The sequence below is a fragment of the Acinetobacter johnsonii genome (assembly GCF_048551975.1).
GTDB lineage: Bacteria > Pseudomonadota > Gammaproteobacteria > Pseudomonadales > Moraxellaceae > Acinetobacter > Acinetobacter johnsonii_A.
In genome coordinates, this window is the sequence record NZ_JBIMCF010000002.1 from 1 (window position 1) to 15,201 (window position 15,201).

The 15,201-nt window shown below is 41.7% G+C and carries 12 protein-coding genes; 9 read left to right on the forward strand and 3 right to left on the reverse strand.

The window, feature by feature from the left end; genetic code table 11:
* Positions 1-480 precede the first annotated feature (480 nt).
* The 6 genes from ACG9ZB_RS02135 (at position 481) to ACG9ZB_RS02160 (ending at position 5,397) form a co-directional block, all read left to right on the forward strand.
* On the forward strand, positions 481-1,383 hold the full coding sequence (locus tag ACG9ZB_RS02135; RefSeq protein ID WP_348958303.1) for a VacJ family lipoprotein: 903 nt from the start codon (positions 481-483) through the stop codon (positions 1,381-1,383).
* A gap of 98 nt (positions 1,384-1,481) precedes the next feature.
* Positions 1,482-2,450 (forward strand): RsbU family protein phosphatase GigA, encoded by a 969-nt coding sequence (gigA, locus tag ACG9ZB_RS02140; protein WP_126037913.1) that lies wholly within the window; start codon positions 1,482-1,484, stop codon positions 2,448-2,450.
* A gap of 112 nt (positions 2,451-2,562) precedes the next feature.
* Positions 2,563-3,084, forward strand: coding sequence for an anti-anti-sigma factor GigB (gene gigB, locus ACG9ZB_RS02145; protein WP_004979226.1), 522 nt, complete (start codon positions 2,563-2,565; stop codon positions 3,082-3,084).
* 23 nt (positions 3,085-3,107) lie between these two features.
* Positions 3,108-3,932: a carbon-nitrogen hydrolase family protein gene (locus ACG9ZB_RS02150; RefSeq protein ID WP_419323810.1), complete on the forward strand. Its 825-nt coding sequence runs from the start codon at positions 3,108-3,110 to the stop codon at positions 3,930-3,932.
* A 343-nt stretch (positions 3,933-4,275) separates the two neighbouring features.
* Complete coding sequence (locus ACG9ZB_RS02155) at positions 4,276-4,701, forward strand: organic hydroperoxide resistance protein (RefSeq protein WP_005400731.1); 426 nt, start codon at positions 4,276-4,278, stop codon at positions 4,699-4,701.
* Between the two features lie 102 nt (positions 4,702-4,803).
* On the forward strand, positions 4,804-5,397 hold the full coding sequence (locus tag ACG9ZB_RS02160; protein WP_419323812.1) for a hypothetical protein: 594 nt from the start codon (positions 4,804-4,806) through the stop codon (positions 5,395-5,397).
* A gap of 46 nt (positions 5,398-5,443) precedes the next feature.
* Here the strand turns inward: ACG9ZB_RS02160 and gspE are convergent, their stop codons facing one another.
* Complete coding sequence (gene gspE, locus ACG9ZB_RS02165; protein WP_419323814.1) at positions 5,444-6,931, reverse strand: type II secretion system ATPase GspE; 1,488 nt, start codon at positions 6,929-6,931, stop codon at positions 5,444-5,446.
* A 114-nt stretch (positions 6,932-7,045) separates the two neighbouring features.
* On the opposite strand from gspE, the gene ACG9ZB_RS02170 reads away from it, so the two are divergent.
* Entirely contained in the window at positions 7,046-7,858 is an 813-nt protein-coding gene (locus ACG9ZB_RS02170; RefSeq protein WP_419324173.1) for a hypothetical protein, read from the forward strand.
* A 9-nt stretch (positions 7,859-7,867) separates the two neighbouring features.
* Positions 7,868-8,791 (forward strand): mechanosensitive ion channel family protein, encoded by a 924-nt coding sequence (locus tag ACG9ZB_RS02175; RefSeq protein WP_004692251.1) that lies wholly within the window; start codon positions 7,868-7,870, stop codon positions 8,789-8,791.
* Between the two features lie 49 nt (positions 8,792-8,840).
* On the opposite strand, the gene ACG9ZB_RS02180 is transcribed toward ACG9ZB_RS02175, so the two are convergent.
* Complete coding sequence (locus ACG9ZB_RS02180) at positions 8,841-11,537, reverse strand: DUF2339 domain-containing protein (RefSeq protein WP_419323816.1); 2,697 nt, start codon at positions 11,535-11,537, stop codon at positions 8,841-8,843.
* Between the two features lie 162 nt (positions 11,538-11,699).
* Here ACG9ZB_RS02180 and polA point away from each other — a divergent pair, with 162 nt between their 5' ends.
* The gene (polA, locus tag ACG9ZB_RS02185; protein ID WP_419323818.1) at positions 11,700-14,465 is read left to right on the forward strand and encodes a DNA polymerase I; all 2,766 of its coding nucleotides are present in this window, start codon (positions 11,700-11,702) and stop codon (positions 14,463-14,465) included.
* A 144-nt stretch (positions 14,466-14,609) separates the two neighbouring features.
* Here the strand turns inward: polA and ACG9ZB_RS02190 are convergent, their stop codons facing one another.
* The gene (locus ACG9ZB_RS02190) at positions 14,610-15,179 is read right to left on the reverse strand and encodes a YggT family protein (protein ID WP_004979206.1); all 570 of its coding nucleotides are present in this window, start codon (positions 15,177-15,179) and stop codon (positions 14,610-14,612) included.
* Positions 15,180-15,201 lie beyond the last annotated feature (22 nt).

The following is a 15,201-nucleotide window of genomic DNA, read 5'->3' on the forward strand; positions in this document are numbered from 1 at the left end:
TTCGAGTAATTTTTACCATTCAATCAATGAAATATTTTCGATCGATCAATCAGTAAAAATCCACACAAGTTGTTCTTCATAATCTCTTAATGATCTTCTTGCTGATTCGTCATCAGCAAGCTAGGTCGGCTATACTACTCTCTTTCAAGAAGAAGTCAACTGGTTTTGTTAATTATTTTTAAACCCATTCAAGACTTTCAGATTCTACCACTTGGGCTAAATCCTTGTTTCTCAACAAGTTTTAATCAACATCACCGCCGATGGATGTGCATTCTACAGCATTTCTAACCCAACACAACCCCCTTTTCTCAATTATTTATAAAAAAACTCCCACTTGTTTATTTATTCAGCAAAATAATGCTTTTTTACTAACATTTCTTAAAATTTGATTTAACAATGAGCAATAAAGAGCTGTTAAGATAGTTAAGAGATTATTTTTTTAATTCACCTGCTGATTATAAAGTTCCGGAATTCTTTTATATGCAACACATTCGCCACTTATGTGCTGGTCTACTCTTTGTAGGCTTTACAACATTTGCATTTGCTGAAGATGTAGCACCTACAGCTGCCAGCGAAATAGATACCAGTGCTGATCCGCAAACAGCTCAATCTTCTTCGCTTAAAGAATTAAAGAATATTAAAGCGAAAGATTTAAAAGTAGATGCCAACGCAGCACAACCTGATAATGTAAAAGATCCGCTTCAACCTTTAAATAGACAAATTTTTGCCGTTAATGATGCTTTAGATCGTGCGATCGTTCGCCCAATTGCGGTGGAATATAAAGAAAAGATCCCTTCTCCGATTCGTGACTCTTATAGTGGCTTTCGTAAAAACCTAGGTGAACCTTGGAATGCAGTGAACCAACTTATACAAGGTCGTCCTGGCCGTGCCGCAAAAACGTTAGGTCGATTCACCATTAATACGGTAACTACTTTAGGTTTTGCAGATCCTGCTTCGCGTTTGGGTTTAGAAACTGAAGATGAAAACTTTGGTACGACTCTTGGCTATTGGGGGGTTCCATCTGGCCCATACCTAGTACTTCCTGTTTTTGGGCCAAGTACTTTCCGTGATGGCTTTGGCTTGGTTGTTGATGGCTATGCACGTCCTCAAAGATACATTTTAGAAGATGAAGAAGGCCTGTATTGGGCTGAACAGACTTTACGTGGTATTGATGTGCGATCACAACTGATTGATATTGAGGGTGCGATTCAAGGCGACAAATATTCTTCAATTCGTGATATTTATTTACAGCGTAAAAACTTCATTATTGCTGAGAAAAAAGGCCAAGAAGCTGAAGGGATGTTTATTGATGATGTCGGTGATGATGATTCATCTAACCCTCCATCCACCAATGAATCACATCAAATGTTAGATACGGAATAACAATGTATTCCAGCTAGAGTTGAAATTTTTTTCTCTAGCTGTAATTTGCTTGTTATAGTAAAGCAATAGCTTAATGCTAAGGATAAGCCATTTTTTTTATGTATTTCATTCAACCCTCTCGCCATATTCCATGTTTAGAACAGGTGCTAGACACACTACCAAGTGTGCAAATGATTCGCATAGAAGACATTGATCTTTATGACCCGACTATTATTGCTATTGCCGATATCCAAGATTATTTAGATTATAAATGGACACTGCCTACCATTGTCCTCGCCTTTGAAAATGAAGGTAGTGCTTTAGCCCAAGCATGGGAACTCGGTGCTTTAGCAGGTTGGATGTGGAATAAACTACCCAGCAATCCTCAACAATCCTTACTCAAAATTGATGCGCAATATAAACGTAATCAAGACAGTCGAGATTTACCTTCCGCAGCAGAGTTACAAAAGCGACTTTTACCAAATCCAATAGAACTCCAAAACTACACCGTTGAAACGTTTTTTCAGCCTTCTGCTTATTTGTCCGGAGACTGGTTTGATTATTGGAAAATTAGCGATAAAGAAGTGATGTTCTATTTGGCTGATGTATCCGGTCACGGGGTCACCAGCAGCTTATTAACCTCTTGGATGGCGGCTTTTCATGGTCGTGCCAAAACACCACGCGAACTCATTAAGAAACTCAATGGCATGTTGGTTCAGGAGAATATTGAGAAGCACATCACCATGATTGCAGGGATTTTAAACCTCGAAACACATCAACTTCGTTGGTCGAGTGCAGGACATTACCCCCCCGCAATTATCTTTGAACCAAATCAAGCTCCAAAAATATTACATACCAGCAGTTTTCCTTTGGGCCTTACTGAAGAGCTAGAAGTTGAAGAGCATGAATGTGTGCTCAACCGCCATGCCCGCTTCATTATTTGCTCCGATGGCGCACTCGAACCCTTTAATGGTGGACTGAATGATCAGTTCACACAATTGGTCTATCATTTGCAAAATCAATCCTTTGAAGCACCAGAACATGTTGCAGACGATATTGCTATATTAAGTTTACGTCGAATGAATTAATCAAATTATCAATAACTTATTACAATATCCTACCTTCTAAGACTGTTAGATACTTGAGTAAGTATTTGCCCTATGGGATAATTTCCTATCCTTCTCTGCAAATGGCATTTATATGTCAACAGGTCATGTTGAATATGCAAGCTTGAATGGAACGCATATTTTTAAGCTTATTGGCGAAGTGCGTGCCCAATCTTGTATTAGTCTAGACAAACTTTTAAACCGTATTGAACAACAGTCAAATGTTGTTGGTGCAATCGTAGATTTAACTCAAACTACATTCATCGACAGCACGGTGTTAGGCATTTTGGCAAAGTTAGGCTTAAAGCTTAAACAGATCCATAATATCCAAGCTGTCATGTTGTCCACCAACTCCGATATCACTACCTTAGCCAACAGTATGGGGCTAGGGCAGGTTTTTGTGATTTTAAACTACTGTGGCGATCCAAATGTTTGTACCCTCGAACTGATGGAAGAGCACATTACGCATCGTAATATGTTAAACACTGTACTAGATGCACATAAGACTTTGATGAAACTGAATCAAAGTAATCAAAATATGTTTGAACCTTTGGTCAAACAGTTGCAAAAAGAACAAGACAGCCTCGATCAAGTGTCACAGCAACAAAACGCATAACAACAAATTTTGTAGGCCCATTTATGACTTTACTTTCTGTTGTACAGATGAACTCTCAAAATGACATCGAAGCAAACCTCCTTGTCATTGAGTCTCTCATTCAACAAAGTAAAGTAAATGGTGCTGAACTTATTGTGTTCCCCGAAAACTTCGTTTGTTTTGCCGCAGGCAAACAACGTGAGACCGCAGCACAGTTTGAAGACATTCAAAAGCGTTTAGAAAATCTTGCTCATCAATATCAGATCTGGATCGTCGCGGGCACTCTCCCATGCCCGTTCCGTCCAGATGGTTCTGTTATTGAAGATGGTCGTGTTCGTACAGTCAGTCTTTGTATTAGCCCTGAACGGACCGAAGCACGTTATGACAAAATTCATTTGTTTGACGTACAAGTTGGCGATGCTGTGGGTGGTTACCAAGAATCTAAGTTTTTTGAACCCGGTACAGATGTCGTTGTGGCAAAAACACCTTTTGGTAATATTGGCTTAATGGTCTGTTATGACTTACGCTTTCCTGAACTGGCTTTAACTTTACGCGCGCGTGGTGCAAATATTTTGACTGCTCCTGCTGCATTTACCTACACTACGGGGCAAATGCACTGGCAGTTATTATTACAAGCCCGTGCAATGGACAGTCAATGTCAGGTTTTAGGCGCAGCGCAACAAGGTTGGCATGGTGAAAAGAGACAAACTTGGGGACATGCAGCAGCAACCAATAGCCGTGGTCAAGTTTTGGATTTGATTCTTAACCCTGGCTCACAGTTGATTACGGTTCCTTTTGACTTGGCGGAACAAGCTCAAATTCGTGAAAGCATGCCGTTAATTCAACACCGAAAATTAGTGCAATTTTAATCAAGCCGCGATCATTTAAAATAACGTCAGTCTTCTCACAAAAACTTGATATTGATTTGCTGCTCTTGCATTGAGTAGCTCTAACTCTCATAAAATACATGACTCTATTTATCTTTAAAAATTAATAATCCCTCGAATCACTCTCAGTTTTCATTCGCATCGACAAGCCCCGATTGCGAATGTTAAAAAAAACAACAATAGGATTCTATACCATTGATTTTTAATTAACTAAACCCTCAATTTAAACGCAAGCATACTCTATATAAATTTACAAAAACACTGCTTATTCTTTCTGCAAGTTAGGACAGGATAAGAACTCAAATACAATATTCAGGGAATCACAATGTCTTTAGAAAAAGTAGTTTATACAGCACATGCTAAAGCGACAGGTGGCCGTGATGGTCGCGCAACCTCTTCTGATGGAATTTTAGATGTAAAACTCACCGTTCCTAAAGAAATGGGCGGCGCAGGTGGTGGAACCAACCCTGAACAGCTTTTTGCTGCAGGTTATTCTGCATGTTTTCTAGGTGCAATGAAGTTTGTTGCTAATCGTGACCAATTAAAAATTACACCTGATGTTTATATCGAAGGTGATGTAGGTATTGGCCCTATTCCAACAGGTTTTGGTATTCAAGTGACCTTGAACATTCACTTAGAAGGTTTAGAGCAAGCAGAAGCGCAAAAATTAGTGGATGCAGCCCATATCGTTTGTCCTTATTCAAATGCAACGCGTGGCAATATTGATGTGACGTTGAATGTGATTGTTTAATTTTTAAATGAATATCCACTTAAAAATAAATATTATTTTTAGGTGGATTTAATTTATTCAAATATTCCATATTGACTTAAACAATGTAGAAAAACACCTAAAATGAAACGTGACAAATCAAATGATGAAACTTTTCTTCAACTGACTAATATTGCAAATAATTTTAAATCGACTGAAGAAAATTATCTCTTTTCCTATCCTTATTTTTTAAATTACTTCCAAAATTTAGAATCTATCAATTTAGAGAATTTGGTTATCGGAATAAGTTTTACTTATTCTTGGATGCCCACGATCCTAAAAGCGCTAAATCTTAAAAATACAGAAGAAGTTCTCTTCATATTAAATGAAGTCAAAAAAGGCAAACTTATCAATGAACAACAACTTACAACGCTAAAAACTACCTTTAACAATTCACTTGTTGGTACATCAAAACTCTTACATTTTATAAACCCAAAGCAATATGCGATTTGGGACAGCCGTGTTTTTAGATTTCTAAACAATGTAGAACCACATAAATACAGACTAGAAAAGCCCAGAGCTTATATTGAGTATTTAAAGCTGATCGAAGAGCTAAAAAATGAAAAAGCATTTACAGCATTTTTTGAGTTAATGAAACAAAAAGTTGGTTATGACATTACGGAATACAGAGCACTGGAACTTGCATTTTTTAAAGGCATTCCATTTCAAAATAAATGAACCCGTTAAAATTTCATTTTTTAACTTTAATCTTTAGCTGTATTCATTACTCTGCCGCTTCATTGGTCACACGTAATACTTCTTCCAGTGTGGTTTTCCCCGCCAATACTTTACGCAAACCATCATCACGAATAGAGCCAGAGTGTTGTCGTGCATAACTTTCCAATTCATATTCAGCGGCATTGCCATGAACTAAACGCCGCATCTGATCGTCCACAGCGACAATTTCATAAATCGCCGTCCTCCCTGTGAACCCCGTATGTGAACAATGTTCACAGCCATTCGGTTGAGGTAACTGAAGTTCTGCTTTTGGATTCAAATGCTGAAACAGTTGTGTTTCAAAAGTATCGGCTTCACGCCATGTCACACAATGACTACATAAGGTGCGCACTAAACGCTGTGCAATGACACCAATCAAAGAACTCGACAGCAAAAACGGTTCAATGCCCATATCTTTTAAGCGGGTCACCGCACCAATGGCCGTATTGGTATGCAGTGTAGATAGAACCAAATGCCCTGTGAGTGATGCTTGTACCGCAATTTCAGCCGTTTCCAAGTCACGGATTTCACCTACCATGACTACGTCTGGGTCTTGACGCAGCATGGCCTTTAAGGCTCTCGCAAAAGTCATATCGACTTTGGTGTTGACTTGTGTCTGTCCAATCCCTTCCAGTTGGTATTCAATCGGGTCTTCTGCGGTCAATATATTTTTCGAACCATCATTAAGGTCTGAAAGCGCCGCATAAAGCGTTGTTGTTTTACCCGAACCTGTCGGGCCTGTGACCAAAATAATCCCGTGTGGACGGTGCACCAACTGTGTTAAACGCTCATAGTCAGGTTTCAATAAGCCCAAATGGGTCATGTTCAAACGACCGGCTTGTTTATCTAATAAACGCATCACCACACGCTCGCCATGTGATGATGGCAAAGTCGATACACGCACATCGACTTCACGCCCAGCCAAACGCAGTGAAATACGGCCGTCTTGCGGAATCCGTTTTTCTGCAATATCCAGTTTTGCCATAACTTTAATACGAGATACTAATAACGGTGCAAGTTCACGGCGTGGCTGAACAATTTCACGTAATTGCCCATCGACACGTAAACGCACCGACAGTTTCTTTTCAAAGGCTTCAATATGAATATCGGATGCGCCAACACGAATGGCTTCAGACAATAACGCATTAATTAAACGAACAATTGGAGCATCATCTTCTTGATCCATCAGATCTTCAGCTTCAGGCACTTGGTCAGCTAAACTAAGTAAATCGGGATGATCTTCTAAACCAGCGGCCACTTGTTGTGATTCGCCACTGTCCCCTGCATAGCTACTGCTTAAAAGCTGATGAAATTCTTCATCACTACACAGTTGATGTTGTGCTGCCACACCTAAAAAACGACGTGCCTCTTGCAAAGCCAACAACGGGGTACTTTCACGGCGCACAATAAAGGCTTGATCACCTTCGTAACGCAACAGCACGCCATGACGCTTCGCAAAACTATAGGGAATTTGTAATTGTTTAAGCACTTGCATCTTAAAATTATAATAATGATGAAAAATATTATTTTGAGTGTACTCTAAGCATATGACAGCGTGAAGTCTGTTTTTCACTGATTTGCAATATAAGGAAATGTGCTGTTGCCTAATATGAATGAACTGTTTGAATCGGATAGCCCCAATTTAAAATGGTGGGGGGAATACAACTTCGAGCTGAATCAAGCCCGTGCATGGCAATTTGGCTCATTACTCTTTCGCCTCACTCGTGGTCTACAAGAGTGGCGTTTAGAGTTTCATCGTCCTCAAGTTCAGTATGACTATGAGCAAAAATGGCATGCGATAGAAGACCCACATTTCGCCTTTCCACAACCCGTTGAAATTAAACGCTACATGTTTAAAAACACTCACCATACGATCCAACTGATGCCACGTTTGGCCGATCGTTCAGTCGTGATTAAACCTGTCGATCCGATTTATATTCCAGCTGGTCAGCGCGGAACGCTGTATATCAGCACCCCATTATGGATTTCAGGTTTTATTGAAGGTCAGCGAGATCCCCTATTTGATATTCCTGTGATTTTACCCAAAGAAACTTGGTTTGGGCCAAACCACCGTACAGGTGAAATTGCCTATGCTACAGCTGTCGATGGTCGAACTGAATTACATCAACTCAAACCCCGTGCATTTCGTGCAGTGACGCCCATTGAGTTCCACAACACCAGCCATTTACAACTGCGTTTTGACCGCATGAACGTGCCTGTTTCAGCCCTACCTTTATTTTATAGTGAAAGTACGGATCGACTTTGGACATCGCAAATTAAAGTCTTGCATGAAGGAATTGATCGACCACCGAGAATCCGTATCGAGAACCGTACGCCTCCGCATGCAGGCAAAGTGATTTATGTGCATCCACCGCGCTCTTCAGCGAGCGTATTATTTAATATGTTTGATTCATTCTTCTAAGGGGGACAGATGCCAAACTCAAATATTCCCCAAGAAATTACCAGTAGCCTAAAAGGCATTTTCACCAACATCAATACAGAACGACTAACGGAAATCTTAATTGCCTTAGTGCTGTGTTTTGTTGGTTTCCTCTTGGCGCGTCTGGTTTCAAATACCTTTATCCGAACCATTGGCACCAAGTTTAACGCCCACCAACGACTGGTTTGGCGTCGTGGTATTTTTTATTTTATTTTCCTAATTTTTGTGATGGCCAGCCTCAAAGAAGCTGGTTTTAAACTGAGTGTGTTTTTAGGTGCCGCAGGTATTTTGACGGTTGCTTTAGGTTTTGCCTCACAAACCTCTGCATCCAACTTAATCAGTGGATTGTTCCTGATTGGTGAAGGTTCTTTTGAAATTGGTGACACCATTTCAATCACCCTTATACGTGGCAATACCATTGAAGGTGAAGTCATTTCAATTGACCTCCTCTCGGTTAAGTTACTCACTCAGGATAACATTTATGTACGACTGCCGAATGAACAACTGATTCGAGCGCCTGTTCACAACCTCTCTAAGTTCCCAATACGGCGTATTCCAATCACCCTAGCGATTAACTTTCATGAGAACATCATTAAAGTACGCGAGGTACTGATTGATGTGGCTAATAAATATCCTTTGGTACTGGCCGACCCGAAACCAGCCGTCACCGTTACTGCCTTTCGTGAGTCTTCGATTGAGTTACTGTTTGCCGTGTGGTGTCAGCAAGAACACTTTTTGCAAGTGCGCGATGAAATGCAGGAACGTATTCGTAATGGTTTCTTAGATAACCAAATCGAAATTCCTGTGCCGAAAATGGGTTTTGTCGATCATCCGCTTTCGCGTCCATTATCCAATGAAGAAATTGATCAATATGCCAATGCACAAGCCTTGAAACGAGAACCGAACATCAAATAAATCTCTTCAGCTCCTTATGATCCCTGCAGACATAAGGAGCTGAACTTATTTAATTGGTCTTTTCCTCAAGCTCAGGCATCGGTGCAATGTACGCAATCACCAACATCACCAAACCCGCGCCTAAAAATGAAATCACGCGGGTGAGTGTCCCTATATGAGATAAGTCAAACAAGACTAATTTCAATATCACCAATACCAAAATACAGCCACCAAAAATCCAAAGTGAACGCAGATTACGCTTGGTTGCTGTCAGCATGCAAATGAAGGCTAAACTGACCCAAAGCAAAGTAAAGCTCAGTTGCACCAAAGCATTTTCCCACATTTCCCACTCATTATAGGGTGTGAGGAAATAGACATGCAGCGCACGTAGCACCACATAACTACTAAGCCAAAGTAGACTCGACATCATCAAAATAGCACCCAGACTTTTTTCCAAACCTGCTTTCATTTGTAAATTCAGCATCCAAATGAAACCGATCAGCATCGCAATACTGACCCAGTCAAATGGGTTAAAAATGGGTAACCTGTACCCTACAAAAGCTTGTTGGCTAAATATCTGAGAACACACAATCCACAACAACATGAGCACTAAGGTATTGCGTGCTTGCCAAAACTGTCTCCATCCCGTTTGAGTTGGTTGTGTATAGCACCATGCAGCAAAGGCCAGCGGTAAAATAACGATGCTCAGATATGGCATACTTGGAATGAGGGTTAAACTGGTGAGCGCCAAACTCAATAAAGCACCCAAACTCACCCATTCCAGCTCATCTTCCACACCCTGTAACGGTCGTAACCACAGCAAGGTGAGTAATCCGCTCGTTAAAGCAAACAATACACGGTCTAAGCCAGAATGCCACATAATGATGCCATCATGGCTCAGGTCAACTAAGAAAATAAAGGCAACCGCATAGAGCGGAATCAAGCCAACCCATTTGGGCAATAGCCATGACCAACTGGCTTTGCGGTAGACTAGCCACTGATTCAACACGCTATATAAAAGTGTAATGATCAGTAGCGCTATTGTTACCTGACTTTTATTGTCGATTTCATCTAAAAGCAAAATAAACAACATGCTGGTTGCTGAAAGCAATTGTAAGCAAAAAAAGGCAATCGTGGCAAAAGACAACTGTTGTCTAAAGCGCTCTATACTGTTGGCAACGGCAACTACAGCAAAATAACTCAGACACAACGCCCAATAAACTTCCGTTGGAAAACGATTAAGCTCCACCACATAGTAGAGACTCGACAGTCCTGCTACCGCCAATAAGCCCATTGCCAAATAACGATTCAGAGCGGAATTTCGATATAAGGAATACATAAAGATCAGTGCACCCTCAACACTCCAACCCACCACACCCCATTGATCAGGTAGTAAAATAGGGGGAATCAGCGCCAAGAAGACCAAGGTCAAACTGAGATAACTTTGCGCAATCAGCTCAACGCTATGGGCTCTTTTTAGCAGTTGATAAAGCATGGCATAGAGCGCTGCGAAGCCTAGACTAAAACCTGCCTGCCAAATCATTTCCTCAAAATACATCACATACAAAAAAGCAAAAGCAACAATGGGTGCAGCAAAAATCAAAGCTACATCCAAAATCGGTTTTAACTTAAACTGAGTTAAATCCTCACGCGCCAACAGTTGGCTATAACGAAAACTCAACCAAATAAAGACCGTACTATGTGCCAAAACCAACACGGCTAGCATGCCTCGCTCAGGCGCTTTACCCTGATAAAAGGCATAAGCGCCGCCTACGACCACAGTCATTATAAAAGCAATTTGATTGAGGACTTTCCACGGCCTGAACGTGCTTAAAACAGCAACCGCAATATTGATGACCAAATAATAGACCACCAGCTCTATCGCAGTGGCATTCCGTACAGGCAAAGTAAAAGGCGCCAAATAAGCAATGATCATCGCCATCAACGCCAGCTCAATCGACTGCTGCTTTAAACTGAGCCAAAGTGTAACCGCCATCACCACCACAAAGCACAGGCTTGCAATCGCTAAACTTGCAATCACACCGTTGTAGTAAGCAAAAAACAAAGTCAAAAATAAACCTGACAGTCCAAGTGCTTCCAAAGCCAAAGCAAAACTGCGGTTTTTGTGCCGAAGCACATAACCAAAGATCACAACGCCCACACTTACCGCAGCGACGAGGCTCAGCTTAACAGCAAGACTCAACTGCCAATGTTCGGTGGCAAAGCGTAATAATAAAATAAGCCCAATCAGCAGTATCACAATCGCAACTTTTAAGACAGGATTACCCTGCCAAAGCCAGCGTTTCACTTGCTCACTGAGACTTAAATCATCCGTGTTGTTTAGAGTAGTGGGTAAAGAGGGAGAATTTTCAAATTCTGTGAATCGGTCAGATATCACCTGATGTGGCTGTGCTTGCACGGATAACAATAGATATTCTAGACGACGTAACCAACGAAAGAAAAAGAATAGCCAGCCACTGATCCCCAATCCAATGAGTCCGCCCCATTGTCCCACCATGCCAATTAAAATGACGAAAGCAGCAAGGTAAAGCGGCACTTTTGACGTTGGCTGAAGAGCAATGCCTCGTTGTTCCGCCAAGGTCATACTAGGGTTTTCAATGCTATCAACATAGTGCATAACACTCATGATCAAAGCAATTCCACACAATGCACTCAACAGCGGCACGGCCAGAAACCATGCTGCAATAGCAACAATCGTGAGCCCCATTAACCACATCATGCGAATTTCACGCTGTCCAGTTTGCATCCGTTCTCAATCTCTTTTTCTCATCTTCAAATCATACATCAGCTTGTAGTGCATCTTTAAGCGCTGAACGGTAACCATCTATGCCAATCGGTACATCAATACACTTTGTTCTACGTCAAAATCACGTACAATGAACAGGTTATTTGGATAAGGAATCTTGCAATGCCACCATTTGTCTTGGTCGATGGCTCATACTTTTTATTTCGTGCTTTTCATGCTTTGCCACCGCTCACCACGTCAACTGGCTTACATACCAATGCAATTCGTGGAGCAATTTCTGCGATCCAGAAACTGATGCGTCGTACTCAACCAACGCATATGGCGGTCATTTTCGATACCCCTGAACCGACTTTCCGTCATGTGCTGTCGCCCATTTATAAAGGTGACCGCCCAAGTATGCCTGAGGAGTTATCAGAACAAATTCCATATTTGCATGCCTTGATTCGTGCCTTGGGTATCCCTTTATACATGCTCCCAGGTGCAGAGGCAGATGACATCATCGGGACATTGGCAAAACGTGCGGAAGCAGCGGGACAGCAAGTGCTGATTTCGACAGGCGATAAAGACATGGCACAGTTGGTGACCGATAAAGTCACTTTAGAAGACAGCTTTAAAGACAAGCCGATGGATGTAAATGGCGTGTTTGAAAAGTTTGGGGTGTGGCCAAACCAAATTATTGACTATCTGACCTTAATGGGTGATGCCTCTGACGGCATTATGGGTGTTCCAGGTGTCGGTGCCAAAACTGCGGCAAAACTGTTAACAGAATATGGCTCGATTGGTGGCATCTTAGAAAATGTCGATAAAATTAAAGGCAAAGTCGGTCAAAACATCAGAGAACATGCCGATGGCATTGCTCTAGATCATCAATTGGCAAGTATCGTCTGCGACTTAGAGACAGGACTGACCTTCGACGATCTTAAACTGCAAGACCCGAATACCGAAGCCTTGCGTTCACTGTATACCGAGCTGGAATTCCGCCAACAGTTGCAATCACTGGATCATCCAAATAATCCTAATAGTGCAACCTACAAACAAGCAACGCAAGAAATTGTCAAATCAGCACAATCTGAAACTGTTATCAATACAGAAGATCAAGCCACTCAAAGCAGTGTCGATGACCAACTGGGTCAAGCGAACTATCATACTGTGCTCAGTGCAGAACAGTGGGCACAATTATTCAAACGTTTAAGTACAGAAAAACGTTTTGCCTTTGATACTGAAACCACCAGTTTAGACTATCGCGTAGCGCAAATTGTTGGTTTTTCGGTCGCGTTCGATGCGCAAGATGCGTATTACGTTCCACTTGCACATGATTATGAAAATGCACCTGCACAGTTAGATTGTGAACAGATCTTGGCGCAAATTAAACCGATTTTAGAAGATGAGTCGGTTCAAAAAATCGGTCATCATTTGAAATACGATGCGCATGTCTTAGAAAATCATGGCATAGAACTAAAAGGCTGGTATTTCGATACCATGTTGGCATCTTATGTACTCAATGCTGTGGCGACTCGCCACGGGATGGATGACGTTTCTCGTCTTTACCTCAGCCACTTAACCACGACCTTTGAACAGGTGGCAGGTAAAGGCGCAAAACAAAAAACCTTTAACCAAATTGAGATCGAAACCGCCGCGCACTATGCCGCTGAAGATGCACATGTGACCTATCGCCTGTTTGAAGTGCTAGATGCCAAACTAAAAAAGCATCCCGAACTGGTCAATATCTTGCACAATGTCGAAATGCCAGTTGCGCGTGTCCTGACCATCATGGAAGAAAATGGCATTGAATTGGATCTAGGCTTCCTTGACCAACTTGGTGTTGAGTTTGCCAATACTATGGCCAATCTTGAAAACCAAATTACCGAACTGGCAGGACAAAGTTTCAATGTCAGCTCGCCGAAGCAAGTCGGTGAGATTTTGTTTGATAAACTCGGACTTAAGGGCGGCAAAAAAACCGCAACGGGTCAGTACAGTACCTCTGAAAGTGTTTTAGAAAAGATTGACCACCCAATTACCGAGCTAATTTTGGACTATCGCGGTTTATCCAAACTCAAAAGCACCTATACCGATGGCTTATTAAAACAAGCCAACAGCGATACTCACCGTGTGCATACCAGTTACCACCAAGCACTGACCGCAACTGGTCGTCTGTCTTCGACTGATCCCAACTTACAGAACATTCCTGTGCGTGAGGAAATTGGACGTCAAATTCGTAAAGCCTTTATTGCACCACAAGGTCGCGTGTTATTGGCAGCCGATTATTCCCAAATTGAACTGCGTTTAATGGCGCATTTCTCGCAAGATGAAGCCTTGGTCGATGCCTTTAATCATGGGCAAGATGTACACCGTCGTACTGCGGCTGAAGTCTTAGGTATCGCCCTCGAAGATGTCACCTCAGATCAACGTCGTCAGGCCAAAGCCGTCAACTTCGGTCTACTCTACGGCATGTCTGAATTTGGCTTAACCCGTCAACTCGGTTTTAGCCGCGAAGAATCGCGTGGCTATATTGCGAAATACTTTCAACGTTATCCGGGCGTACTCGACTATATGGAACGTACCCGTCAAATTGCCCGCGAACAAGGTTTTGTTGAAACCATTTTGGGTCGTCGCTTGTACACGCCAGATATAATGGCAAGCAATAAAATGATCAAACAAGCGGCCGAACGTGCTGCAATTAATGCACCACTACAAGGTTCTGCTGCGGACATTATTAAAATGGCGATGGTTGCAGTTGATCAAATGCTACCGAAAGATCAAGCCAAAATGCTACTACAAGTACACGATGAATTGGTTTTTGAAGTTGATGAAAGTATTGCAGATGAACTAGCTTCGAAACTAGCAGACGTGATGCAGTCCGTCTTGCAAATTTCTGTGCCATTGTTGGTTGAAGTCGGCAAAGGTCGGAACTGGGATGAAGCCCACTAAAACATTTGCGCCTTCCTCCTCCTAGGAGGAAGGCTGGTATGGAGGTCATTTGCCTCCTAGAAGAAAGATAAACGTCTTCACCTAAAAAATTTCAGCCGTAAAAAAAGGACTCACAATCGAGTCCTTTTTTATATCACTACAATCTTATAAACCAGTGAGCAGAACTATCGCCACTTCATTCATAATCATTTCAGCAATATACAGCGCCAAGAACGCTACAATTGGAGAAAGGTCAATCATGCCCATATTCGGCAATAAACGGCGAAACGGCGCCAGCAATGGTTCAGCAAGCTCCTGAATTACCTCAATATAAGGTGATCGTGACTGCGTAAACATCACCACCCAACTTAAAATAATCGTTGCAAAAATCAAGTAACGACAGAAACGAATCAAGTCCTGAATCATGGTCACAAAAGTTAAAATAACCAAATGCACAGGACTATTTGGCATCGCCCCAGAGAGATACATGACACCAAAAATTTTCAGTAAGTACAATAAAACCAAAAGCACTAAAGCCGCTAAGTTAACGCGGCCTTTCGCTACATTTGGAAAAATACGACCAAACATATCCACAATTTTTGTGGCTTTTACGGTCGACATCACCACTGGGTTATAAAAGTTAACCGCTGCCAATTGCATGAGAAAGCGGAAGAACACCAGTAAAATTGCAACGTTAATAATGATGCCAAAAATTAGCGCAGAGTTTGCACCCATACTTGAACTTTCCTAAATAAAA